The sequence below is a fragment of the Synechococcus sp. R55.4 genome, assembly GCF_047461935.1.
Lineage (GTDB): Bacteria > Cyanobacteriota > Cyanobacteriia > Thermostichales > Thermostichaceae > Thermostichus.
Genome location: NZ_JANSIF010000057.1, coordinates 1 through 23,322, shown reverse-complemented (window position 1 = coordinate 23,322; position 23,322 = coordinate 1). Strand labels below are relative to the sequence as shown.

21 protein-coding genes and 1 pseudogene are annotated in these 23,322 nt (G+C 58.9%); 16 read left to right on the top strand and 6 right to left on the bottom strand.

Annotation, left to right across the window (positions count from 1 at the left end; genetic code table 11):
• Positions 1–276: 276 nt before the first annotated feature.
• The 7 genes from NW842_RS12070 (at position 277) to NW842_RS12040 (ending at position 8,925) form a co-directional block, all read left to right on the top strand.
• Positions 277–2,385 (top strand): tetratricopeptide repeat protein, encoded by a 2,109-nt coding sequence (locus tag NW842_RS12070; protein ID WP_414418121.1) that lies wholly within the window; start codon positions 277–279, stop codon positions 2,383–2,385.
• A gap of 100 nt (positions 2,386–2,485) precedes the next feature.
• Positions 2,486–3,622 carry a 3-dehydroquinate synthase gene (gene aroB, locus NW842_RS12065; RefSeq protein ID WP_414418120.1) on the top strand — a complete coding sequence of 379 codons (1,137 nt, stop codon included), beginning with the start codon at positions 2,486–2,488 and terminating at the stop codon, positions 3,620–3,622.
• 34 nt (positions 3,623–3,656) lie between these two features.
• Entirely contained in the window at positions 3,657–4,658 is a 1,002-nt protein-coding gene (locus tag NW842_RS12060) for an aspartate-semialdehyde dehydrogenase (protein ID WP_414418119.1), read from the top strand.
• A 279-nt stretch (positions 4,659–4,937) separates the two neighbouring features.
• Positions 4,938–5,216 (top strand): hypothetical protein, encoded by a 279-nt coding sequence (locus NW842_RS12055; RefSeq protein WP_414418118.1) that lies wholly within the window; start codon positions 4,938–4,940, stop codon positions 5,214–5,216.
• Between the two features lie 777 nt (positions 5,217–5,993).
• Positions 5,994–7,187, top strand: coding sequence for an RNA-guided endonuclease InsQ/TnpB family protein (locus tag NW842_RS12050; protein WP_414418117.1), 1,194 nt, complete (start codon positions 5,994–5,996; stop codon positions 7,185–7,187).
• Positions 7,188–7,285: 98 nt separating this feature from the next.
• Positions 7,286–8,059 carry a ZIP family metal transporter gene (locus NW842_RS12045; RefSeq protein WP_414355777.1) on the top strand — a complete coding sequence of 258 codons (774 nt, stop codon included), beginning with the start codon at positions 7,286–7,288 and terminating at the stop codon, positions 8,057–8,059.
• Positions 8,060–8,118: 59 nt separating this feature from the next.
• Positions 8,119–8,925 carry an alpha/beta hydrolase gene (locus tag NW842_RS12040; RefSeq protein WP_414418116.1) on the top strand — a complete coding sequence of 269 codons (807 nt, stop codon included), beginning with the start codon at positions 8,119–8,121 and terminating at the stop codon, positions 8,923–8,925.
• On the opposite strand, the gene NW842_RS12035 is transcribed toward NW842_RS12040, so the two are convergent.
• On the bottom strand, positions 8,891–9,700 hold the full coding sequence (locus tag NW842_RS12035) for a DUF3598 family protein (protein WP_414418115.1): 810 nt from the start codon (positions 9,698–9,700) through the stop codon (positions 8,891–8,893). The two genes, NW842_RS12040 and NW842_RS12035, sit on opposite strands and share 35 nt — an antisense overlap.
• Before the next feature lie 52 nt (positions 9,701–9,752).
• Between NW842_RS12035 and NW842_RS12030 the strand changes: the two genes are divergently transcribed.
• A complete protein-coding gene (locus NW842_RS12030) occupies positions 9,753–10,115 on the top strand; it encodes a hypothetical protein (protein WP_414418114.1) in 363 nt (120 codons plus the stop codon).
• A 4-nt stretch (positions 10,116–10,119) separates the two neighbouring features.
• Positions 10,120–10,770: a cadmium resistance transporter gene (locus NW842_RS12025; protein ID WP_414418113.1), complete on the top strand. Its 651-nt coding sequence runs from the start codon at positions 10,120–10,122 to the stop codon at positions 10,768–10,770.
• Between the two features lie 49 nt (positions 10,771–10,819).
• Here NW842_RS12025 and NW842_RS12020 read toward each other — a convergent pair whose 3' ends face one another.
• The 3 genes from NW842_RS12020 to murC form a co-directional block, all read right to left on the bottom strand.
• Positions 10,820–11,086 carry a hypothetical protein gene (locus tag NW842_RS12020; protein WP_414418112.1) on the bottom strand — a complete coding sequence of 89 codons (267 nt, stop codon included), beginning with the start codon at positions 11,084–11,086 and terminating at the stop codon, positions 10,820–10,822.
• Between the two features lie 119 nt (positions 11,087–11,205).
• On the bottom strand, positions 11,206–12,156 hold the full coding sequence (murB, locus tag NW842_RS12015; protein WP_414418111.1) for a UDP-N-acetylmuramate dehydrogenase: 951 nt from the start codon (positions 12,154–12,156) through the stop codon (positions 11,206–11,208).
• Positions 12,153–13,682: a UDP-N-acetylmuramate--L-alanine ligase gene (gene murC, locus NW842_RS12010; protein WP_414418110.1), complete on the bottom strand. Its 1,530-nt coding sequence runs from the start codon at positions 13,680–13,682 to the stop codon at positions 12,153–12,155. Before murC ends, murB begins: the two co-directional genes overlap by 4 nt.
• Positions 13,683–13,977: 295 nt before the next feature.
• Between murC and NW842_RS12005 the strand changes: the two genes are divergently transcribed.
• The 3 genes from NW842_RS12005 (at position 13,978) to NW842_RS11995 (ending at position 17,286) form a co-directional block, all read left to right on the top strand.
• Positions 13,978–15,129, top strand: a complete 1,152-nt coding sequence (locus NW842_RS12005) for an ABC exporter membrane fusion protein (RefSeq protein WP_414329074.1) — start codon at positions 13,978–13,980, stop codon at positions 15,127–15,129.
• Positions 15,130–15,138: 9 nt separating this feature from the next.
• The gene (devC, locus tag NW842_RS12000; RefSeq protein ID WP_414418109.1) at positions 15,139–16,323 is read left to right on the top strand and encodes an ABC transporter permease DevC; all 1,185 of its coding nucleotides are present in this window, start codon (positions 15,139–15,141) and stop codon (positions 16,321–16,323) included.
• A 225-nt stretch (positions 16,324–16,548) separates the two neighbouring features.
• Complete coding sequence (locus NW842_RS11995; protein WP_414355769.1) at positions 16,549–17,286, top strand: DevA family ABC transporter ATP-binding protein; 738 nt, start codon at positions 16,549–16,551, stop codon at positions 17,284–17,286.
• Here the strand turns inward: NW842_RS11995 and NW842_RS11990 are convergent.
• Complete coding sequence (locus NW842_RS11990; RefSeq protein WP_414375120.1) at positions 17,283–18,254, bottom strand: GDP-L-fucose synthase family protein; 972 nt, start codon at positions 18,252–18,254, stop codon at positions 17,283–17,285. The genes NW842_RS11995 and NW842_RS11990 overlap by 4 nt on opposite strands.
• Positions 18,255–18,388: 134 nt before the next feature.
• Between NW842_RS11990 and NW842_RS11985 the strand changes: the two genes are divergently transcribed.
• Positions 18,389–19,630, top strand: coding sequence for an RNA-guided endonuclease InsQ/TnpB family protein (locus tag NW842_RS11985; RefSeq protein WP_414418108.1), 1,242 nt, complete (start codon positions 18,389–18,391; stop codon positions 19,628–19,630).
• 23 nt (positions 19,631–19,653) lie between these two features.
• Here the strand turns inward: NW842_RS11985 and NW842_RS11980 are convergent, their stop codons facing one another.
• Positions 19,654–20,634 carry an alpha-ketoacid dehydrogenase subunit beta gene (locus NW842_RS11980; RefSeq protein WP_414375118.1) on the bottom strand — a complete coding sequence of 327 codons (981 nt, stop codon included), beginning with the start codon at positions 20,632–20,634 and terminating at the stop codon, positions 19,654–19,656.
• A gap of 183 nt (positions 20,635–20,817) precedes the next feature.
• Here NW842_RS11980 and pdxA point away from each other — a divergent pair, with 183 nt between their 5' ends.
• The 3 genes and pseudogenes from pdxA to NW842_RS11965 form a co-directional block, all read left to right on the top strand.
• A complete protein-coding gene (pdxA, locus tag NW842_RS11975; RefSeq protein WP_414418107.1) occupies positions 20,818–21,840 on the top strand; it encodes a 4-hydroxythreonine-4-phosphate dehydrogenase PdxA in 1,023 nt (340 codons plus the stop codon).
• A gap of 90 nt (positions 21,841–21,930) precedes the next feature.
• Positions 21,931–23,046 carry an aldo/keto reductase gene (locus NW842_RS11970; protein WP_414375131.1) on the top strand — a complete coding sequence of 372 codons (1,116 nt, stop codon included), beginning with the start codon at positions 21,931–21,933 and terminating at the stop codon, positions 23,044–23,046.
• 87 nt (positions 23,047–23,133) lie between these two features.
• Positions 23,134–23,322, top strand: a pseudogene (locus NW842_RS11965) (hypothetical protein); the annotation flags it as partial.

The window sequence follows — 23,322 nt, the reverse complement described above, 5'->3', positions numbered from 1 at the left end:
CAATGACTTTTGCCAAACCGCCTAAAGCTCAGTAAATTCAGCAAAGTTCAGGGTTTTGGGGGTTAGAGGCATGCTCCTTTCAAGCCCTGCACCAACTATCGCCTATCGCTGTCCGGTCATCATCGCCATTCAGAACCAATCGAGCGGAAGCGTTGCCTAGCATTAGGTTTGCTCCTTGCCCCAGACCCGATGGGGAGCAAATGCGTTTGCGTTTGTGAAAGCATCGCGCAGCGATAACGCAAAGATAAGCTGGAGAATATCAGCGAGCGGGCGTTCATGTCTTCAGAGCATTACAAGTTCGACCTTTTCTTGCGCTACCACCGAGAGCAAGCCCGGTGGGCGCGTCAACTTGCGGAGCGGCTGGATCGCGAGGGTTTCAAAGTCTGGTTTGACCGCTGGATGCTGCAGCCGGGGGATAACCGCAAGCTGGAGCTGCAACTGGCCATCGAACAATGCCGTTGGGTGGGAGTGGTGGCCTCTCCAGAGTTTGTTGCCGATCCCTGGCCAAGGGATGAGCTGTACAGCGGGTTTCCCCATGCCCCGGCACGACAAAACCAGCGCCTGCTGACGCTGCTGCACACCCCCACTGAGCTACCCCGCCCCCTGGAAGAGGCGCCCCTGCTGGATTTTACTGGCTCAGAAGAGGATCCGGTGCTGTTTGAGTACCGCGCCTTGGAGCTAATGCACTTTTTGGATCCCAGCTTCCCTGCCCCCGGGGATCTGCAGCGGTTCCGGCTGCAATACCGCCGCCGTGAGGGGAAAGAGTCCCTGGAAGATGAAGAGGTGCGGGGATTTCAGGCCTTTTTGCGGGCCATCCAGATGGCCATCCTGCGCATTGCCACAGGCGAAACCCCCTCCGCCACGCCAGAAGAAGGAGCGCGTCAGATCGCCATTTTGCAGTTCATTCAGCGGCTGTTTCAGTGGAACAGTGCCGACATCCAATTCGAGCGGGGGGAAGACTGGCGTCGCCGCGGCAACCTGACGGAAGCCCTGGCCGCCTACGACCGGGCTCTGAACATGGATCCCAACTTCGCCCTGGCTTGGAGCCGCCGTGGGGATGTGCTGGTGCAGCTGGCCCGCTACCGCGAGGCGGTGGACAGCTACAATGGATCCCTAAGCATCAACCCCTACGACGAAGAAACCCGGCTGCGCCTAGCCCTGATTCTGGGGCGCTTGGGGCAATACAAGTCGGCGGTGGTCAACTACGACAAGGTGCTGGAGAGCAACCCGGAAGATGCTCTGGCCTGGCACAATCGCGGCATCCGCCTGCTGCAACTGAAGCGGTCGAAGCTGGCCCTGAACAGCCTGAACAAGGCGCTGCGCTACAACCCCAAACAGCCCCGCACCTGGCTGGCGCGTGGGATCGTGCTGCGGCGGCTGCGTCGGCCCAGCTCGGCAGCGGCCAGTTTTGCCCGGGTCTTGAAGCTCAACCCCAAAAGCGGGCGGGTTTGGCGTTACCAAGGCAATGCCCTCTTCCACTGCCACCGGCTGCGCTCGGCTGTTGAATGTTACAAGCGCTCGCTGCGGCTGCGCCGCCGGGATCCCATCACCCTGCACAACTTGGGGGTGGCCCTGCTGCGCTTGGGGCAGTATCGGCTGGCCAGCAAGGCTCTAGAACGCGCTCTGCGCTACGATGCCGACAACTACAAAAGCTGGTACGCCCGCGGTGTGGCCTTCCAGAAATTGGGCTACCTGAAAGAAGCCTGTATCCACTTCGAGGAAGCCCTCAAGATCAAGCCGGAGCACTTTCCGGCCCGCTATGCCCTGGCAATGGCCCAGCAGGAGTTGGGGCAATATGAGGCCAGCCTGCAGCATTTCCAGCGCTTGGTGCAGCAGCGTCCCGGCAGTTCTGCCTGCTGGTTTGGCCAGATCACCAGCCTGCGGCGTCTGGGCCGGCTGGAAGAAGCCCGTGCCGCCTGCCAGCAGATGATCCACCTCAACGAACGGGATCCCTGGGGCTGGTTTGCCCTGGGGTTGATCTACAGCGAGCTGAGGGATCCCGAACAAGCTGTGCAAGCCTACTCGCGGGTTTTGCAGCTCACCCCAGAAGATGCTGTGGCCCTCAACAACCGCGCCTGGGAAGCCTTGAAATTGGGGAAGCTGGAACCTGCCCTGGCAGACGCCCAACAGGCCACGCACCTGGATCCCCAGCGGCCCGCCTTTTGGCATACCCTGGGGCTGATTCAACTGCGGGCCGGCCAGCGAGCAGCCGCCCAAGCCAGCTTGCAGCGCTGTCTGGAGCTGGATCCGCAATTTCAGCCGGCCCAAGCCGCCCTGCAGGATTTGGCCCAAGAAGACTCGGCCTCGCCGGCGGGAATGGCTCTGCCGGATTTGGAAACCCTCACTCCCCAGTCGGAGCCGCAGCCGGTTGACCCCAACCCCTAGCAGGATCCCCTGGGCTTTCAGACCCCAAGGACAATGCCTGCAGCAGGCAGACGGGAGCAGAACATGCCACACTGGATCCCGCCCCCCAGGACCGACACGCATGGATCCCTATCTGATCCCTGTCAAGCTTCCCCACAGCTCCTACGATATTCTCCTCCAGTCTGCCGAAGGCCCCCCTGGCCACAGCCTCATCCAGCTGGGATCCCAAATGCGAGCTAGAGGGCTTTCCGGCAAGGCTCTGGTGGTGAGCCATCCCGGCATTGCCAAACACTTTGCCGAGAAGTTGCTGCAGGGGCTGCAACAAGCGGGGTTTGCCGCCCACCTCTGCCTATTGCCTGCCGGCGAACGCTACAAAACCCTGCGCTCGGTGGCCAAGATCTACGACGCCGCCCTAGCCTTTGGCCTGGAGCGCTCCTCCACCTTGGTGGCGCTAGGAGGGGGGGTCATTGGCGACGTGGTGGGGTTTGCTGCCGCCACTTGGCTGCGCGGGATCCCTTTTGTGCAGGTGCCCACCTCCCTCTTGGCGATGGTGGATGCGGCCATTGGTGGCAAGACCGGTGTCAACCATCCTGGCGGGAAAAACCTCATTGGGGCGTTTTATCAGCCGCGCCTGGTGTGGATTGATCCAACGCTATTGCAGACTCTGCCCCAGCGGGAGTTTACCTCAGCCCTAGCGGAAGTGATCAAATATGGCGTGATTCAGGCTGCCGACCTATTTGAGTTTTTGGAAGATCGACCCCAACTGAGCCGCTACACCGACTTTACTCCCGCAGACTTGCACTACCTGCTGCGCCGCTGTGCCGAGTGCAAAGCCTGGGTGGTGCAGCAGGACGAGAAAGAAGCGGGCCTGCGGGCCATCCTCAACTACGGCCACACCCTCGGCCATGCCCTAGAAGCTGCCACCGGCTACCGCCGCTATCTGCACGGAGAAGCTGTCGCCATCGGCATGGTAGCTGCCGGGGAGATCGCCCGCCGCCTGGGGTGGTGGAGCGCTGCTGAAGCCGAACGGCAACGACGCCTGATCGAGAAAGCAGGACTGCCCAGCCGGTGGCCGGCCGGGATCCCTTGGGAGGCAGTGCTGCAGGCAATGCAGGCCGACAAGAAGGTGAAACAAGGGCGGATTCGCTTCGTTTTGCCCCGCCGGATTGGCCAAGCGGAGCTGACCGACCAGGTGGAATTGGCAGACATTCAGGCGGCTGTAGAATCCATTACCCTCCCAGCTTTAGGGGCGTCTTGAGCCTTAAAATGAGGGGACTTGAGGATGGCAAAGCATGGGACGGCAACAACGGGTAGCCATTTTGGGAGCAACAGGGGCAGTAGGGGCAGAGCTGCTGATGCTGCTGGAAGAGCGCAACTTTCCTGTAGCCGACCTCAAGCTTTTGGCCTCGCCCCGTTCAGCGGGCACTTATTTGACCTTCAAGGGGGAACGGATCCCGGTTGAGCCGGTTTCAGAAGCGGCCTTTCGAGGCATGGATCTGGTGCTGGCCTCTGCCGGAGCCGGTGTCTCCAAAACCTGGGCCAAAACCATCGTCGAGGCAGGAGCGGTGCTGATCGACAACTCCAGCGCCTTTCGCCTGGATCCCAATGTTCCGCTAGTGGTGCCCGAGGTCAACCCCCAGGAAGCCTTCCGTCACCAAGGGATCATTGCCAATCCCAACTGCACCACCATCCTAATGTGCGTGGCCATCTACCCCCTGCATCGCCACATCCCCCTGCGCCGCGTGGTGGCCGCCACCTATCAATCGGCCAGTGGGGCCGGGGCCCGCGCCATGGTGGAGCTGCAAGAGCAAACCCGCGCCTACCTGCAGGGGCAGCCGTTTCCGCCCCAGGTGTTCCCTTACCCCATTGCCTTCAACCTCTTCCTCCACAACAGCCCCCTGCAAGAGAACGGCTACTGCCAGGAAGAGATGAAAATGGTCAACGAATCCCGCAAGATTATGGGATCCCCCAACCTGCGGCTGACAGCTACCTGTGTGCGGGTGCCGGTGCTGCGTACCCACGCCGAGGCCCTCAATCTAGAGTTTGAACAGCCCTTCCCTGTGGAAAAAGCCCGGCAAATCCTGGCCCAGGCCCCTGGGGTGGTGCTCATTGAAGATTGGCAGCAGAACCGTTTCCCCATGCCCATCGACGTGGCCGGCAGGGATGAAGTGGCGGTGGGCCGCATCCGCCAGGACATCTCCGAGCCCAAGGCCCTGGAGCTGTGGCTGTGCGGGGATCAAATCCGCAAAGGTGCGGCCCTCAACGCCCTTCAAATTGCCGAGCTGCTTTTGTAAGGACTAATTACTCCTCACGGCTGTTTCACTACTCCCCAGGTTACTGGCCCCGCTGTAACAGGGTCAGCCTCATTGCTGGTCAACGTCACCGGGTCGTTGAGGTAGGTGTAGCTGCCGGCTGTGTCCCCAGCTGCGAATGAGACTTCGACGTCGATCTTCGCTTCGCAAGTTTGTCCTGGGTTTACTGATCCTTGGGCGAATTTAATGATGCTCCCACCTGCACTCGTCCCTGCGAAGTTGCCTCCAGTACAGGTAGTTGTATTATTAGGAGGCGACGGTATGGTTAAAGGAGGCGGCCCTCCCGGCAAGTTGTGCTCAAAGGCCAAGCCCGTCAATGGAATGGCTGCGTTGTTTTTGATGGTAAATGTCAACACTCCGGTGACGGTGCCACCTGAGCTAGCTACGGAAGCCGAGCTGGGAAAAAAGACCATGGTAAAGGTGGGAGCTGGCACCGTTACCGTTAAGTTGATAGCCTCAGCGGTGGCATTGAGCGCTTGGTTGCTGCTCAGGGTTACCGCGGGGCTGGTCAGGACTCCCGCTGTCGTGGCTGTAACCTGAAGATCCAGGCTGATGGTGCAGCTAGCGTTGGCTGCCAATGAGCCGTTGACCAACGAGATGGAAGTGGTTGTTGGTGAAGCTATCACCGTCCCCCCACAGCCATCGCTCAGGTTATTGGGACTGGCAATGACCAAACCGTTAGGCAAGGTGTCGGAAAAAGCTAGACCAGTCAGCGGCAGAGCGGCTGTGTTGGTAATCGTGTAGGTCAGAGTTGTTTTGGGAGTGGAGCCAAAAGCCAGCGAGACCGAGGTAGAACTAAATGCCTTGGCAAAAGTCGGGGCACCCGGCGTGGGTGTCGGAGTCGGCGTAGGCGTTGGAGTCGGCGTAGGTGTCGGAGTTGGAGTCGGTGTAGGTGTAGTCACTGTCGTCCCACCGCTTCCGCCTCCACCGCAGCCGGTCAGTCCTAGACAGGCCGCTCCTAGACTCAAGGCCACAAGAGTTGTAACTGCTTTTTTCTTCATCGCTCTCTCACTCCTCATCACTATCGGACTTGACTTTAGTTTTTATCGACCTGTCTTGCTGCAGTGTACTCCAGTCTAATTGCTGTTCAGGACGCTTCTGCGCCGAGGCAATTCACAATTATTGTAATAAACCTTGGCTTAGCTGGCAAACTCCAACTAGGGAATAGCTCCTTCAGACTTGCTCTTAGGTACCTTGCTTGTAAGCACAAAATCTGGCGCTCCAAGCCAACTTTCAGCTAGAAATCGCAGGAGCCCCGCACTGTACCCGTAGGGTCAGTGCCGGGAGGAATGCGCTTTGATGAAGTACAATGAACTTATGAGCCAAGTCCTGACCATATCCTGTAAGCTCAAGGCGTTCCCGTCACAAGCCGCCAAATTGGACGCGACGATGGATGTCTTTGTGCAGGCATTGAACTGGGTCAACCAGAACACGCCGGAGAAGATCGTCAACGCGGTCAAACTGCAATCCCTTTGCTACTACGAGATTCGAGCCCGGTTCGGCTTGTCCAGTAACTTGGCTCAACAGGTGTGCAGACGGGTGGCAGGCGCTCGCAAAGTGGCGAGACAGCGCAACCGTCCGGTTAAAGAGTTCAAGCGTAGGTTCGTTACCTACGATGCACGTATCTTCTCATTTCGCGAGAAAGACTGGACGGTGTCGCTGACCACGGTGGAAGGTCGGGAGCGCTTTGAACTAGCCATTGGTAACTACCAGCGTGGGATGCTGGCTGGTTCTAACCCCAAATCGGCCACCCTAGTCCAGAGGAAGGACGGCTCCTACTACATCCAGATTTGCGTAGAGAAAAACCCGCCCAAGCAACAAGATACCGACAGGGTGATCGGGGTGGACTTGGGCAGGACGGATATCGCCCATACGTCAGAGGGGGACAATTGGAATGGGCAGCAGTTGAACCGAGTCCGCGACCACTACTCCAAGCTGAGGGCGGCACTCCAACGCAAAGCCAGTAAGGGCACACGCAGTTCGCGGCGCAGATGCAGAGAACTGTTGCAACGGCTGTCTGGCAAGGAGAGACGCTTTCAAACGTGGGTCAATCATCGCATCTCCAAAGTTATTGTCTCTAGGGCAAAAGCTACCAACAGCGCTATCGCCCTGGAAGACCTGACAGGGATCCGGGAAAGGGTCAATCAACAGCCACGCAGCAAAGCCGAGCGGCGCAGGGCCAACAGTTGGGCGTTCTACCAGCTACGCCAGTTTCTGGAGTACAAGGCTCTGCGTGCGGGGGTTGCTTTGATTCTGGTGCCGCCTGCCTACACGTCGCAGACCTGCCACCGGTGTTTGCACATTCATCCCGACCCTGCGCAATCCTACCGCAGTGGAAAGAAGTTTAAGTGTGGACACTGTGGATGGGAGGGGGATGCGGATTTGAATGGTGCGAATGTGATTGCGCTTTTGGGGGCTGCTGTAAACCAGCCTAGAGGTTCGTGGTTGGCTTGCCAACTGCAGGGCTACCGAAAGCCCGCCCTGTACTGCGAAGCAGTCAGGGTCGGGTAGTTTACAACCTCGCCTATGCCGCTCGAGCCAGCAATGTTCACACAACGTTGGAAAGGGAGGAGAATTGAAAAGCATTCGGCCTTTGTGGAGATTGGCTTGTGCATCCAATTGGGATGGGATCCCTGGCTAGCTTGATCGCCGGCTTGGCGACGGGGCTGGGGGCTTTGCCGGCCCTTTTTCTTCCCTCGCTCTCCGAAAGGGCGCAAGGGATCCTGCTGGGGTTTGGGGGTGGGGTGATGTTGGCGGCCACCTCTTTTTCCCTGCTGGTGCCGGGCACCGAGGCAGCCATAGCGCTGGGGTATTCCCCATTTGGGGCGGCTGTGGTGATGGTGGCAGGCCTGTTGTTGGGGGCGATCTTCCTGGAGAGTGCCCACCGCTTTTTCCCCCACGAGCACTTTTTCAAAGGGGTTGAAGGGGAGAACCGCGCCCATTTGAAACGGATTTGGCTGTTCATCATTGCCATCGCCCTGCACAATTTCCCGGAAGGCTTGGCGGTGGGAGTGGGTTTCGCTACCGGCCAAGTCGGCGATGGGTTGGCGTTGGCGTTGGGGATCGGCTTGCAGAACATGCCAGAAGGGCTGGTGGTGGCTTTGTCACTGGTGGGCCAGGGGTACTCGCGGCTGTTCGCTTTTGGCATCGCCCTGCTGACCGGACTGGTGGAGCCCATCGGCGGGATCCTGGGAGCAACGGTGGTCTCTCTGGCGCAGCCCCTACTACCTTGGGGCATGGCTTTTGCGGCGGGGGCGATGTTGTTTGTCATTTCCGATGAGATCATCCCTGAGTCGCACCGGCAGGGGTTGGAGCGGGAGGGCACCTTTGGGGTCATCAGTGGGTTTGTGGTGATGATGTTGCTGGATATCACCTTGGGCTAGCAAGGGATCCCGTCGCGAAGTGGAACGGAGTTTTATTTTTTTATGTTGAGTAACGTTTTATGTTGAGTAACGAACCCTTTTTGTGGCGAGGAGCAGGGGAACACGCCTGTCTGCTGCTACATGGATTGGGGGGCGGTGTTTACGAGTTGCAATGGCTGGCAGAGCGGCTGTTGGCGGCTGGCCTGACGGTGCAGGGATTTAACTATCCCGGCCATGACAGTGCTCCGCATCGCTTACACGACCGCCGGTCTGCCCACATGCCCCCTTCCCGCTGGACGGAGTGGTACGGGCGGGCTTTGGAGCATTATCTGGCTTTGCAGCAGGAGTATCCCCGCGTTTCCTTGGTGGGCTTTTCCACCGGCTGTCTGCTGGCTTTGCACCTGGCTTTTGCCCATCCTGTTTACAAATTGGTGCTGCTGGCGCCGTTTTTCGCCATTCGCTACCACTGGTACTATCTTTTTCGCCCTGAGCAGTACCTGAACAGCCTGGGTTGGCTATTGAAGGAGGTGCCCCGCCTCAGCTTGCCGATTCGGGATGGGGACGCTCGAGCCTTGGCAGAAAGAACGGCCTATTTCCGCAGCTTTAATCTGTCGGCGGTGCGCAGCGCTCTGGAGCTGATCGAGCGGGTCAAGGGAGAGGTGGCCGGCATCCGGGTTCCCACCCTGATCCTGCAATCTCGCCAAGATACAGTAGTGGATCCTGAACAGGCAGCGTGGCTCTATCAAGAGCTGGGATCCGAGGAGAAGATCTTGTCTTGGCTGGAGCACTCCGACCACATCCTCACTTTGGACTGCGAGCGGGAAACGGTGTTTGCCCAGGTTTGCGCCTTTCTCAAACGGGATCCCTCTGCGCCCGGATCAGCGTAACCCGCTGCCAAGCACCGCGGGCATCGTAGTCTCGGCTCAAACGCAAGAGACAATGGCAGTCTTCCGGCTGCGGAAACCAGCTCAGGCTCACCGAAAAGCTGCGATCCCGGTGGGCGGTAGGGATGGGCAAGGGATCCGGCCCGCCAATCCACAGCCCTCCCGGCAAGGGATCCCAGTTGCTCAACCACTCTGCCCCCGAGCAGTCCACCTCGGTTTCGGCAAACCGGCCCTCGGCAACCGCAAAGCTCTGGGCGATCCCCCGCCATCTACCCTGGAGGCAGGCTCTCAGCTGCTCTCTGCTCAGGGGTGCACAGTCTGCAACGGGATCCAAAGCTTGGCCGCGCCGCTCCAGGATCGCGGTTACCTCTACCAGACGACCTTGGGCATCCCACTGTTGCACCAGCCGCGCCTTGCGATCCCCCCAGAGAAAGCCCTGCTCGACGGCAAAATCACTAAACGGCGCCAGCTGCAGCCGCCCATTGGAAAAAGATCCATCGGGGAAAAAGCGCAATCCCGGCGAGAAATCCTGGTAGACCCAGCTCTGGGAGCTTTCGGGAGTGGGGGATCCCTGTAGGGGGTAGTAGGTGTTGGTTTGGCGGATCGCGATCCCTGCCGCCGCACTTCCTGAAGAAGAGGATGGAGCCAAGGCCTCAAAGGTGATGAGGCTGCGCTTTTGGCCCCCCAGCTCCCAGCCGCCGGCGGTGGGTCGATAGTTGGAGAAGAGGCCGTGCCACACTCCCAGGTGGAGAGCCAGACATTGTTTTTGGGTTTTCATGAAGCAATGTGAAGCTAAGATTGTGAGGACGTAACGCTGGAGAGCAAGACCCATGGGGAAGAAGCTCCGAGGTGGCATTTTACTGGTTTTGGGGTTTATGCTGTCTCCCCTTTCCTGGTGGAATGACTTGTTTTTCAACCTGCCGATTGCCTATGGGTTTGGCTACCTTTGTAGCCTGTGGCAGCCACAGTGGTTTTTGGGCGGAACTCTCGTGGGGTACTGGCTCTCCAACTTGATAGGCATTCTCATGATGCAGTTTGGCGCTACGGATGTCGTCGAGAAAGGCGAGAAACCCCGCAATATGAAACGCGATCTCTTGATTGGGCTGGCTTCTTCTACCGCCTATACTTCGGCAATTGTTGGGCTGCTTCAGTTTCACCTCGTCGATATCAGCGCCATCTTCCCCATTTCTTAACCCTATGCCGCTGGCAATTTTCTGGGCAACTTTAGTCGAAGGGATCCTCGCTTTTGTTGCCACCCATATCGACGACTTTTTCTTGCTGGTTCTGTTGTTTGCCCAGGCGCAGCTGCAACCCCTGTGGAAGGGCTGGCACATTTGGCTGGGAGGCTACTTGGGCTTGGCAGGGTTGATCCTGCTCAGCTCTCTGGGATACCTGGGGGGCCTGCTGTTGCCGCCACCTGCGATTGGGCTGCTGGGGTTGATCCCGATTGCTGTGGGTGGTTGGAAATTGTGGCGACCTGAGCTGGAAGAAGCCCTGGAAGAAGAGCTGGAAGAACTGCAAGAGCGCCCAACCCAAAAGGCTTGGCCGATCCTTTTGCCCCCGCCAGTTCTGATGTCCATGCTCTTCACCTTTGCCAATGGTGGAGATAATGTCAGCCTGTACGTTCCTCTGTTTGCCGGCAGCACCCCTCCTCAGTTTGCCCTTTTTTCCACGATCTTTTTTCTGATGAAGGGATTGTGGTTTGCAATGGCTCAAAAACTGACGATGCAGCCTGCAGTGGCGAAGGTTTTAACGGAACGGACAGAACACTGGGTGCCCTGGATTCTCATGGGCTTGGGGGTGTGGATCCTGTTCAAAAATGAGACTTGGAGATGGCTTTTGTCTTAGACTCTGGCCGGGATTTGTTCGTGATAGCGGGACGGGATTCTTTCGAGTTCTAGTCGTTGTGTCGGTCTAGGGAGGGATCCCAGTCCAGATCTTCGTGGCGGTGCTCCCGTTCCCAGCGATGCACCCAGTCCCAAATGCGATAGTGCTGCTCGGCGGTGAGTTGCTTGGGATCCTGGGCCAAAGCGGCAGCCTCTTCCGGGGTGAGCAAAGCAGCCAGGCTGCCGATCTCCACCAAATAGCGGCGTTCTTCCGCAGTGGTGTGGGACTGATTGAGCCGTCGAATTAAACGACGTAAGGTGGCTGCATCTTGACTCATAAGCCGATAGGAAAGAATCGACGAGCATCTAAGCTGGTAAGAACAGTTTAAGAGCAGAATCATCGAAATTATCAAAGTCATCAAAAGAAAGCAGGCCAAATTGCCCAGCCGATGCTCTTCTAATCCTCAAAGGATCCCAGAATGCGCACTTCCGGCTCCAAAAGCACCGACCATTGTTGATAGACTTTTTCCTGGGCCAAGCGAATCAAGCGGTAAATGTCCTTGGCACTCGCCTGATGGCAATTGAGGATGAAGTTGGCATGGCGCTCTGAAATTTGGGCCCCACCCATGCGGTACCCCTTCAAGCCGACCTGCTCGATGAGCCAGCCGGCAGGGTGAGACTCTGGGTTGCGAAAGACGCTGCCACAACTGGGCAAATGATAGGGCTGAGAGCTCAGGCGTTGGTTGAGGTAGCGCTGGGTTTCCCACTGCACCTGGGACGGATCCCTGTCTGGGATCAACTGCAGCGTCGCTCCTGTCACCGTCCAGGGGGAGTCCTGTAGGCGAGAGCGGCGATAGCCAAATTGCAGATCGGCAGGTTCTAGGCGGCAGGGCTCTTGTTCCTCGTCCAAAATCTGCACTTCCACCAGCACATCCGCCATGGCGCGTCCGTGGGCACCGGCATTCATCACCACGGCTCCCCCCAGGGTGCCCGGGATCCCAATGGCCCACTCCAAACCGCTCCAGCCTTGCTTGGCGGCTGCCCGCGCCAGATTGACCAAAGGCTCTCCGGCAGCGGCCCAAATTCTCCCCCCTTCCAGCAGTTGGATCCCGCGCAGACGGCGGGTACCGATCACCAGCCCCTTCAACCCGGCATCGCTGATGAGCAGATTGCTGCCTGCCCCCAGCAGCGTCGTGGGGATCCCTTCTGCTCGCGCCCAAGCCAAACACTGCTGCAGCTCCAGATGGCTACGGGGCTCACAATACCACTCCGCTTTGCCGCCCACGCGAAAGGTGGTCAGAGGAGCCAACGGGATCCCCGATTGAATTCGTCCAGAGAGTCGGGCAAAACTTGAGGTATCGGGGCCACAGGGATCGCCTTGCGGAAGCACCACCGGAGCTGTAGTCATGATGCCAACACCTCAGCAGACACCATCTCCCCGACCGAGTTCTCGGCTTCTCCCGGCAGCTCCCCTCCAGAGTCCACTAAGGGTTGCTCCCCAGCCTGAGCCGCATATGCCCGCATCGTAGCGGCTATCTGCTGATTCAGATCGCCTGCGCCCAAAAAAACGGCGAGATCTCCAGGCTGCAAAACAGACGTCAGCACTCCCGGCAATTGCGGCAAAGACAACACATAGCGCACATGGGGGTGGTGCTCCGCCACCGCCACGGCCAAACGCAAGCTGTCGGAACCCTCAGGCGCCGGCTCTCCCGCTCCATACGTAGGCACGATCACCACCACGTCCGCATTCCCAAAGCAGCGGGCAAAATCCTGGAACAAGGCAGCCAAACGGCTGTGGCGATGAGGCTGAAACACGGCCACCACCCGCCGCTGTTGCAGACGGGCTGCCTGCAGAGTGGCCCGAATCTCGCTGGGATGGTGGGCATAGTCGTCGATAAAGGTGACTCCACCCACTTCCCCCTTGTGCTCAAAGCGGCGATGCGCCCCCCGAAATTGCGCCAAAGCTGAGGCAATCACCGCAAACTCCAAGCCCAACTGCCGCCCCACGGCAACCGCCGCCAGGGCATTGCTGAGGTTGTGGGATCCCAACACCTGTAGGCGAAGCTGTCCGAGGAGGGATCCCCTTTCCCAAATCTCGGCGCAGGTGAAACTGGCAGTGTAGAGGATTTGGCGAGCTTGGTACTGGGCTTGGGGATGACCGGTCAGGCTGTAGCCCACATCCACCCTCAGGTGAGCCGCCACGTTGGGACAGTCCAGACAGGCCACCAGGGTTTGGCTTTGCTGCCCATACTGTTGAAAAGCCCGGATCACCTGCCCCAAATCGGCGTAGTGATCGGGGTGATCCAGCTCAATGTTGGTGATCACCCCAATCTTGGGATAGAGCCGCACCAGGGATCCATCCGACTCATCCACCTCGGCCACCCAATACTCCCCCTTACCCAGACGGGCATTGCCATCCCAGGCATCCACTTCCCCGCCGATAATCAAGGTGGGATCCCAGCCCGCCGAGAGCAACACATAGCCGATCATGCTGCTGGTGGTGGTTTTGCCGTGAGTGCCGGCCACCCCAATGCCGGAGCGACGGTTAAACAGAGCCGCCAACAAGTCTGCCCGGTGCCAAACCGTCAATCCCTTGCCCAGGGCAGCAGCCAATTCTGGATTGGTGGGGCGAATGGCGCTGGAATAGACCACCTGGGGATCCCCGACCAATCCCTCCGAGCTGTGGCCCTGAAAGAAGCGCACCCCCAAAGCTTCCAGGCGGCGGGTACGGCCATTGGCGACAATGTCGGATCCGGAAACGCGAAACCCTTGCTTAGCCAGAATATAGGCCAGGGCCGACATCCCCACTCCACCAATGCCCACAAAGTGATAGGTGGAAAGCAAGGGATCTAGGGGATCCAAATGCAGGGGCAGAGGCTGAGACGGAACCGGCAACGGCGGGATGGGATCCCTTCCTCCAAGTGTCTCCACCATCGCAACTCCACCCCACTCCTAAAACCGCCACACTCCAAAAAAAGGACTGCGTTCTGCTGACTACAAACAGGTTCGAACAGGCCACATCATATCAGGAATCCCCAGAGCTAGGTAGGCTGCGCCTCACCGGCTGCCAATGATCTTCCGGCACCTTGGGGAACCCAAAGGGAGTGAAAATACGGTGAAGACAAGCAACATAGAATACGGCTGGACATTTTCATCCTAAAAACTTTACACTTATTTAAGAAAAAGAGGCGGCGTTTGTCGTCTGCAAAGCCACAGCGGGTAAAAGGCCATGAACCCACGAGCGCTTTGGTCGCTGGCAGGAGTCGGGCTGCTTGGTTGTGCCGGTCTGGCATGGCTGGGATTGAGCCAACAGGGAGCCACACAGTCGGTATCGGGAAGTGCAGAGGCAACGGTGGAAATGCGGCTGCCTCCGCAAGTTGGTGCTTTGGGTCGCCTGGAGCCGGAGGGGGAAGTGCTGCGCATTGCCGGTTCCCCCGGAGAACGGCTGGGAGAGCTGCTGGTGGCCGAGGGGGATCGCGTGGTGGCAGGCCAAGTGCTGGCCCGCTTGGAAAGCTACGCCGAGCGGTTGGCGGAGCGAGAGTACGCTGCCGCCCAACTTCAAGAGGCCCGCGCCCGGTTGCAGGCCGAGACCCGTTTCAGTCAGGCCCAAATCCAAGAGGCACGCACCCGCCTCAGCCGTCTGGACGAGCCGCAACAGATGCAAATCCGCTCCCAGGAAGCGGTGGTGGAACGTATCCGGGCAGAACTGGCCGATGCCGAGGCCAATCTGGCCCGCTTTCAGGAGCTCTGGCAGGAAGGAGCAATCTCGCAACAAGAGCTGGATCAACGCCGGCTGCTGGTGCGGCAACGACAGGAGGACTTGCGGGCTGCCGAAGCCACCCTGAGCCAACTGCGCCTGGCCCGTGAGCGGGATCTGCTCAATGCCCAAGCCCAAGTCCAAGCTGCCGAGGCGGGACTGAGTCTGGCCCAAGCCCAAGTCCAACTGGGATCCCTGGCCCGCAATCTGGAACTGGCAGAAGCTCGCCTAGAGCGCACCCTCATCCGCGCTCCCCGTGCTGGACAGGTGCTCAAGATCCACACCCGCCCTGGAGAGGTCATCCCCGCCGGCGAGGGCATTCTCGAGCTGGGCAACACTGACCAAATGATGGTGGTGGCCGAGGTCTACGAAACAGACATCTTGCGGGTTCGGCCAGGCCAGCAGGCCACCATTAGCAACCGCGCTCTGCCAGAAACCCTGCAGGGCCGAGTGGAGCGGGTGGGCCTGCAGATTGGCAAGAAAGATGTGCTCAACACCGACCCAGCTGCCGATGTGGATGCCCGTGTGGTAGAGGTGTATATCCGCCTGGATCCGGAGAGCAGCGCCCGCGTGGCTGGCCTGACCAACCTGCAGGTGAATGTGGCCATCGATGTCGAGGGGTAGGCTCAGCCCATGTACAGCCTGTTCAGTGTGGCTTTTATCGCCCATCGGATCCCGTTGGCCTGGCTGCAGTTGACGCGGGAGAAGATCCGCCTGCTGGTGGCCCTGGCGGGCATTGCCTTTGCTTGCATCTTGATGTTCATGCAGTTGGGCTTCCAAGACAGCCTTCTGGAAAGTGCCATCCGCTTCCACGTGGCCCTGAAGGGAGAGATCTTCCTGGTCAGCCCTCAGTCCAACGCCCTGATTGCCATGAACACCTTCTCGCAGCGGCGGCTGTATCAGGCTCTGGGCTTTGAGGGGGTGCGGGCCATCTCGCCTGTCTATGTGGGCTTTGCCCTCTGGAAAAACCCGGAGACCCGCCGTACCCGCAGCATTTTTGTGGTAGGAGTGGATCCCTCGGCTGACCTGTTGGACTTGCCGGAACTGACGCCGGACAAGCTGGAAGAGATCAAAAAGGCGGACGTGGTGCTTTTTGACCGCCGCTCCCGCAGCGAGTTTGGCCCCATCCCAGAGTGGTTTGAGTCCGGGCGAGAGGTGGTTACTGAGGTGGGAAACCGCCGCGTCCAGGTGGGGGGCCTGTTCGAGATGGGGGCCACCTTCGGAGCCGACGGCACCATCCTCACCGGCGACCTCAATTTCCTGCGCATTTTTCCGCAGCGGGGGCGTGGCCTGGTGGATATCGGCGTGGTGCAGCTTCAGCCGGGGGTGGATCCGGATCCCTTGGTGCGGCAGATGCGGGCTTTGCTGCCGGAAGATGTGCGGGTGCTCTCACGGGCGGAGTTTATCGATATGGAGCAAACCTACTGGGAAGAGGGCACAGCCATCGGCTTTATTTTCGGCCTGGGGGTGGGCATGGGCTTTATTGTCGGCATTGTGATTGTCTATCAAATTCTCTACACCGATGTGTCGGATCACCTGGCAGAATATGCCACCCTCAAGGCCATGGGCTACACCGATACCTACCTGCTGGGGGTGGTATTTCAAGAGGCGATCCTGCTGGCCGGCTTGGGGTATATTCCCGCCTTTGCCCTGTCGGTTCTGCTCTACGATTTGACGGCCAATGCCACGTTGCTGCCTATTGCCATGACCTTCAACCGGGCGATGCTGGTGCTGGGGCTAGCGGTGAGCATGTGCTTCATCTCAGGAGCGATTGCCGTGCGACGGCTGCGGGCAGCGGATCCTGCCGACATTTTCTAGAGTTTTGGCTGTGGGCAGGGCGCCGGGGCGTTGGTAAGTCAATAGTCTGCCAAAGGGGATCGGATGGATGGTGAAGGGTTTGAGCTAGGCTGTCTAAAAACTTCTGGGATCCTCATCAACGCTCTCCGGCCAAAGGTTTCTAAATGGTCTCATCTCAACGCTCCAAATGACGGCCTAAGTGGTCAATGAGTTGTCAACGCAAAGTTTTGAGATTTTGAGTTTCCTATGCTGACTCCTCTTCTCGATCAAGCTGCCCTTGCTTCTGCCCAGAATGCCGTTGAGCCAGTGGTGAAAGCCGAAGGTGTAAACCACTATTTCGGCGAGGGATCCCTGCGCAAGCAGATTCTCTTCGACATTAGCTTTGCCCTGCAGCCAGGGGAGATCGTGCTGCTGACTGGCCCTTCCGGCTCCGGCAAAACCACCCTGCTGACGCTGCTGGGGGCCTTGCGCTCGGTGCAGGAGGGCAGCTTGCGGGTGTTGGGACAGGAGCTGCGGGGAGCTCAGCCGAGCACTCTTATCCAAATCCGCCGCCAGGTCGGGTACATTTTCCAAGCCCATAACCTGCTGCGCTCGCTGACGGCAGCTCAAAACGTGCGCATGGCTCTGGAGCTGCACAACGGCCTTGCTCCTCAACAGGTGCAGCAGCGGGCAGAGGAAATGCTGGCGGCAGTGGGCCTAGGGGATCGCGTCCACTCTTACCCTGAGCAGCTTTCGGGAGGACAGAAACAGCGGGTGGCCATCGCGCGGGCCTTGGTCAGCCATCCCAAGCTGGTGCTGGCAGACGAGCCCACGGCAGCCCTAGATAGCAAGTCGGGTCGCGAGGTGGTGACCCTGATGGAGAAGTTGGCGCGGGAGCAGGGCTGCACCATCCTCATGGTGACCCACGACAACCGCATCCTGGACATCGCGGATCGGGTGCTGCACATGGAGGATGGCCGGCTGGAGAGCCAAGGGGTTGCCTAGCTTTGCCCAGAGCAGGCGTGGCGGCGGTACCAGTCGATGGTGCGCTGCAGCCCTTCCCGCAAGCCGACTTTGGCCACAAAACCCATCCTCTCTCGGGCTTTGGAGACATCCAGACAGCGGCGGGGTTGGCCGTTGGGCTTGTCCGTTTGCCAGCGGATCTCTCCCCGGAACTCCATCAGCTCGCAGATGAGGGCAATCAGATCCCGGATGGAGATCTCTTCACCGGTGCCCAGGTTCAAGGGATCCGCCCCGTCGTAAAGCTGGGTGGCCATGACAATGCCGCGGGCCGCATCTTCAGCGTAGAAAAACTCGCGGGTGGGGCTGCCATCCCCCCACACTTCGACATAGTTTTGGCCCCGTTGCTGTGCTTCATGCACCTTGCGGATCAAGGCTGGGATGACGTGGGAGCTTTCGGGGTCGAAGTTGTCCATCGGGCCATAGAGGTTCACCGGCAGGAGGTAGATGCCGTTGAAGCCGTACTGCTGTCGGTAGGCTTGCAGTTGCACCAGCAGGGCTTTCTTGGCGATGCCGTAGGGGGCGTTGGTCTCTTCCGGGTAGCCGTTCCAGAGATCCTCTTCCTTGAAGGGGACGGGGGTAAACTTGGGGTAGGCGCAGATGGTGCCCACGCAGACAAACTTCTCCACCCCGGCCAGATAGGCGGCGTGGATGAGCTGGGATCCCATGATGAGGTTGTCGTAGAAGAGTTCTGCCGGCTTGGCTTGGTTGAGGCCGATGCCACCCACGTGGGCGGCCAAATGGATGACGATATCTTGCCCTTGCACCACCTCTTGGCAGACTTCCCAACGGCGCAGATCCTGGGTGCGGGAGCGCGGGATGCGCACCTGCTCCGGCTTTACCCCCAGCACCTGCAACTGTTGCAGCACATGTTTGCCCAAAAAGCCGCTGCCCCCTGTGAGCAAAATGCGCTTCTGGCTGAGATCAATGGAACCGGGCAAGCTGTTGGGCATAGATCCGACGCAGAGAACTCCCGGCTTTCATTATGCGGCAGAGGGGATAGCCGTATTTCAGCTTACTAGCGCAGGAGCCCCGCCCTCTGTCCGTAGGACGAGGGTCGGGAGGAATGCGGAGTTACGATACAACCATGACCCAAGTCCTGACCCTTTCCTGCAAGCTCAAGGTGTCCCAGTCGCAAGCCGCAAAGTTGGACGCGACCTTGGATGCCTTCGGCCAAGCCTTGAACTGGGTCAACCAAAACACACCCGAGAAAGTCGCCAACGCCGTTAAACTTCAATCTCTGGGCTACCACCAAATCCGTGCCCGGTTCGGCTTGTCCAGTAACTTGGCTCAGCAGGTCTGCAGACGGCTGGCAGGTGCCCGTAAGGTCGCCCGACAGAAAAACCGCCCGGTCAAAGCGTTCAAGGGGGGCTTTGCGACCTATGACGCTCGTATCTTTTCATTTCGCGAGAAAGACTGGACGGTGTCGCTGACCACGGTGGAGGGTCGAGAATGCTTTGAGCTGGCGATTGGTCATTACCAGAGAGAAAAGCTGGCGGGCTCCAATCCCAAATCGGCCACTCTGGTCAAGCGCAAAGGTTCCTACTACATTCAAATCCAAATCTGTGTGGAAACGGAACCGTTTCCACGCCAACGCACGGACAGGGTACTGGGTGTGGATTTGGGAAGGACAGATATTGCCCATACATCGGAAGGAGATAACTGGAATGGACAGCAGTTGAGCAGAGTCCGAGACCGTTATTCCAAGCTGAGAGCGGTACTCCAGCAAAAAGCCAGTAAGGGCACCCGCAGTTCGCGGCGCAGATGCAGAGAACTGTTGCAACGGCTGTCTGGCAAGGAGAGGCGCTTTCAGGCGTGGGTCAATCATCGCATCTCCAAAGCTATTGTCTCTAGGGCAAAGACCACAAACAGCGCTATTGCCCTGGAAGACCTGACAGGGATCCGGGAAAGGGTCAATCAACAGCCACGCAGCAAAACCGAAAGGCGCAGGGCCAACAGTTGGGCGTTCTACCAACTACGTCAATTTCTGGAATACAAGGCGAGGGTTGCAGGGGTTTCTCTGATTCTTGTTCCGCCTGCCTACACGTCGCAGACCTGCCACCGGTGCTTGCATATTCATCCCGACCCTGAACAGTCCTACCGCAGTGGGAAGAAGTTTAAGTGTGGGCACTGTGGATGGGAAGGGGATGCGGATTTCAATGGTGCGAATGTGATTGCGCTTTTGGGGGCTGCTGTAAACCAGCCTAGAGGTCAAGCCTACGGCTCGCTTCGCGAACGTGGTTGGCTTGCCAACTACAGGGCTACCGAAAGCCTGCACTCTTTCGCTTTAGCGGCGCGGAGCACTCTGCGTCAGCATGAGTGCGGGTAGTTTACTGTTGTTTTGTAGGGGTTCTAATCCGCGTAGAGGAGCCGCTCCACCGCCGCCACAATATCTGCAGGTTGCACGATGGTGGCCGCCTCCAGCGTGCCGTTGTAGGGGGTGGGAATGTCCTGCGAAGCCAAACGCATCACCGGCGCATCCAGCTCATCGAACAGTTCTTCCATGATGCGAGCTGTCAGTTCCGCCCCAATGCCACCCGATTTCATGTCTTCCTCAACAATGATCACCCGATGGGTTTTGCGCACCGAAGCGGCAATGGTTCCCATATCTAAAGGTTTCAGCGAGATTAAATCGATCACCTCAGGGTCGATCTCCTGCTGCACCAAAGTGTCCACGGCCTTGAGCACGTGGTAGCGCATGCGGGAGTAGGTGAGCAGGGTAACATCGGAGCCGGATCGGACGATTTCGGCTTTGTTCAGAGGCAAAAGGTATTCCTCTTCTGGCAGATCTTCTTTCAAGTTGTACAAAAGGACATGCTCGAAAAAGAGAACTGGGTTGTCATCGCGGATGGCGGACTTGAGCAAGCCCTTGGCATTGTAAGGCGTTGAACAGGCTACGATCTTGAGCCCAGGCACCGCTTGAAAGTAAGCCTCTAGCCGCTGCGAGTGCTCTGCCCCCAACTGACGACCCACCCCGCCCGGCCCGCGGATGACCATCGGGATCTTGAAGTTGCCCCCAGAAGTGTAGCGAAGCATACCGGCATTGTTGGCAATTTGGTTGAAGGCCAGGAGCAGAAAGCCCATGTTCATCCCTTCCACCACCGGGCGCAAGCCGGTCATGGCTGCCCCGATGGCCAGGCCGGTGAAGCTGTTCTCGCAAATGGGGGTATCCAGCAGGCGCATCTCCCCGTACTTGCGATACAGGTCTTTGGTGACTTTGTAGGAGCCGCCGTAATGGCCGACATCTTCTCCCAAAACAAATACGTTGGGATCCCGGGCCATTTCTTCGTCGAGGGCAGCACGCAAGGCGTTGTAAAGGAATGTCTCGGCCATAGAGGTTCAATATCGCTAAACCCTCATTAAACCATTTTGCCGGCATGGATCCCCTTGCAGCTGACTTGATAGGCTGAGCTCAGAATTCTTGCTCAAAGGGATGGCGACCTTCCCCACAGCTTTCCTCAGCACTCTCTTTCCCCTGGAACATGGGGATCGTCCGTCTTCTCAAGAAAAGACACCATGAGCATTCCACGGCCCAAACTGGCGCTGACCTTGGGGGATCCCGCGGGAATTGGGCCGGAAATTGTGCTCAAGGCGCTGGCGGATCCTGAGGTGCAGTCTTGCGCCCACATCACGGTTGTAGGGGATCGGCAGGTTCTAGAAGCCACCTATCGCCTGCTGAGAGATCGGTCGCCGGCTCCGTTGGCCCATCCGGCAGGGATCCCGATGCTGGAATGCGACACAGGCTTTCGGTTACAGCCTGGCTGTATTGGTCAAGGGGATGCCGACAGTGGTGCGGTTAGTTTTGCTTACCTGAGAACGGCGGTCGAACGGACGTTGCAGGGGGAGTTTCAGGGGATCGTGACAGCACCCATCGCCAAATATCTCTGGCATCAAGCTGGCTACCGGTTCCCTGGCCAAACGGAAGTTTTGGCCCAACTGAGTGGGTCTGAACGCTACGGGATGCTGTTTGTCGCCCGTTCCCCCCACAGTGGCTGGCAGATGCGGGTTTTGCTGGCCACCACCCATATTCCCCTCGGCCAGGTGCCCACCGTGCTGACCCCAGAGCGGGTGCGGACAAAGCTGAATGTGCTGGTGGGATCCCTGCGCCACACCTTTGGGATCCCGGATCCTAGGATTGCAGTGGCCGGCCTGAATCCCCACGCCGGCGAACAGGGGCAACTGGGATCTGAGGAAAAAGAATGGCTGACCGAGCTGCTGCGCACCTATGCCCACGCCCAAATTTGGGGGCCGCTTCCCCCCGACACCATGTGGCTGGCTCCCGCGCAAGCCTGGCATGGCCAGGGATCCCCAACTGTGGCAGATGCCTACTTGGCTCTCTATCATGATCAAGGTTTGATCCCGGTGAAGATGCTGGCTTTTGACCGGGCAGTCAACCTGACAATTGGGTTGCCTTTTGTTCGCACCTCTCCCGATCATGGCACCGCCTTCGACATTGCCGGCCAAGGGGTGGCCCGATGCGAGAGCCTCAAGCAGGCGATCCTGCTGGCGGCAGAACTGCTGGGCAAAAACCCCTCCTGAGGGAAACCATGCCTGTGCCCGGCCATCTGAAGCTGTCTCCCGCCTCTGGGGGGTGATTTGATGGGAGTTGCTGGCATCACCTCAGCCGCAATGCTCTACCGTCGCTTTGGGCGCACCCAACAGCTTGTCTCGGTTTTTTCTCTGGGCAGCATGCGCTTGGTCAATGTGCCCAGGGCTCAGGCTCAGGCAACCGTTGAGGCAGCCCTAGCCGCAGGGATCAACCACATCGAAACGGCTCAGGCTTATGGCCATGCCGAGGTGCTCTTGGGCGAGATTTTGCAAACCCTGCCCTTTTCACGCCATCAGTTGATTCTGACCAGCAAACTCACTCCCACAGATGGGTTGCGAGAGCGGCTTCAGGGATCCCTGCGCCGTCTGCGGGTGGATTACCTGGATCAATTTGCCTTTCATGGCATCAACTTGCCGGAACATCTGGAGTGGGTGCTGCAGAAAGGGTTGCCGATTCTCAAGCAGATGCAGCAAGAAGGCTGGGTGCGCTACATTGGTTTTTCCACCCATGGATCCCTGGAGTTAATTTTGCAGGCCATCCAGACAGGATGCTTTGACTTTGTTAATTTGCACTATCACTTTTTCCAACAGCGCAATGCACCGGCCCTAAAAGCAGCTGCCCAGCAGGATATGGGCGTGTTCATTATTTCTCCCGCCGATAAGGGGGGAATGCTCTATCGCCCGCCCCAACACCTGCAGGAGTGCTGTGCCCCTTTCAGCCCCTTGGAATTTGCCTATCGTTTTTTGCTGGCGGATCCCCGTGTTCACACCCTCAGCCTAGGCATCACCCATCCTGAGGAGTTGCAGGTGGCCTTGTCGGCCTTACGGGATCCCGACCGGTGGTGGGTAAATGGCCCTCAGGTGCAAGAACGGTTGCGCCAAACCGAGCAGGAACGCTTGGGATCCAGCCGCTGCGCCCAGTGCTACGCCTGCCTGCCCTGCCCAGAAGGGATCCACATTCCCGAAGTGCTGCGGTTGCGCAACTTGGCCATTGCCCACGAGATGACGGAGTTTGCCCAGTACCGCTACAACATGTTCGGCCAAGCTGGGCATTGGTTTCCGGGGTCACCTGCCGACCGCTGTACCGAATGCGGTGACTGCTTGCCCCGCTGCCCAGAGCATCTGCGGATCCCGGAGTTGCTGTCCGAAGCCCACCAGTTGCTGCATCGGTCTCCGATCCGGCGGCTCTGGGAATAACCATTCCACCTATCCTATTTGGCTGAGCTTAACTCCACTTATAATCGGATGGAGTTTATCGATTGCATCACAAGGCGAGGCATCGGAGTGAATAGTCAGAGCCAAGACCGCTTAGACCGGGTGGAACAACTGCTGGCTTGGACGGCTGAACAGACTGCTGCCAACAGCCGAGAAATCCGGGAGCTCTGCCAATCCATCCAGGAGCTGCGTCAGTCCATCCAAGAAAGCCGCGCCCAGTCTGCCGAGGAGAACGCCGCCCGTCTGCGGGAAATCGAG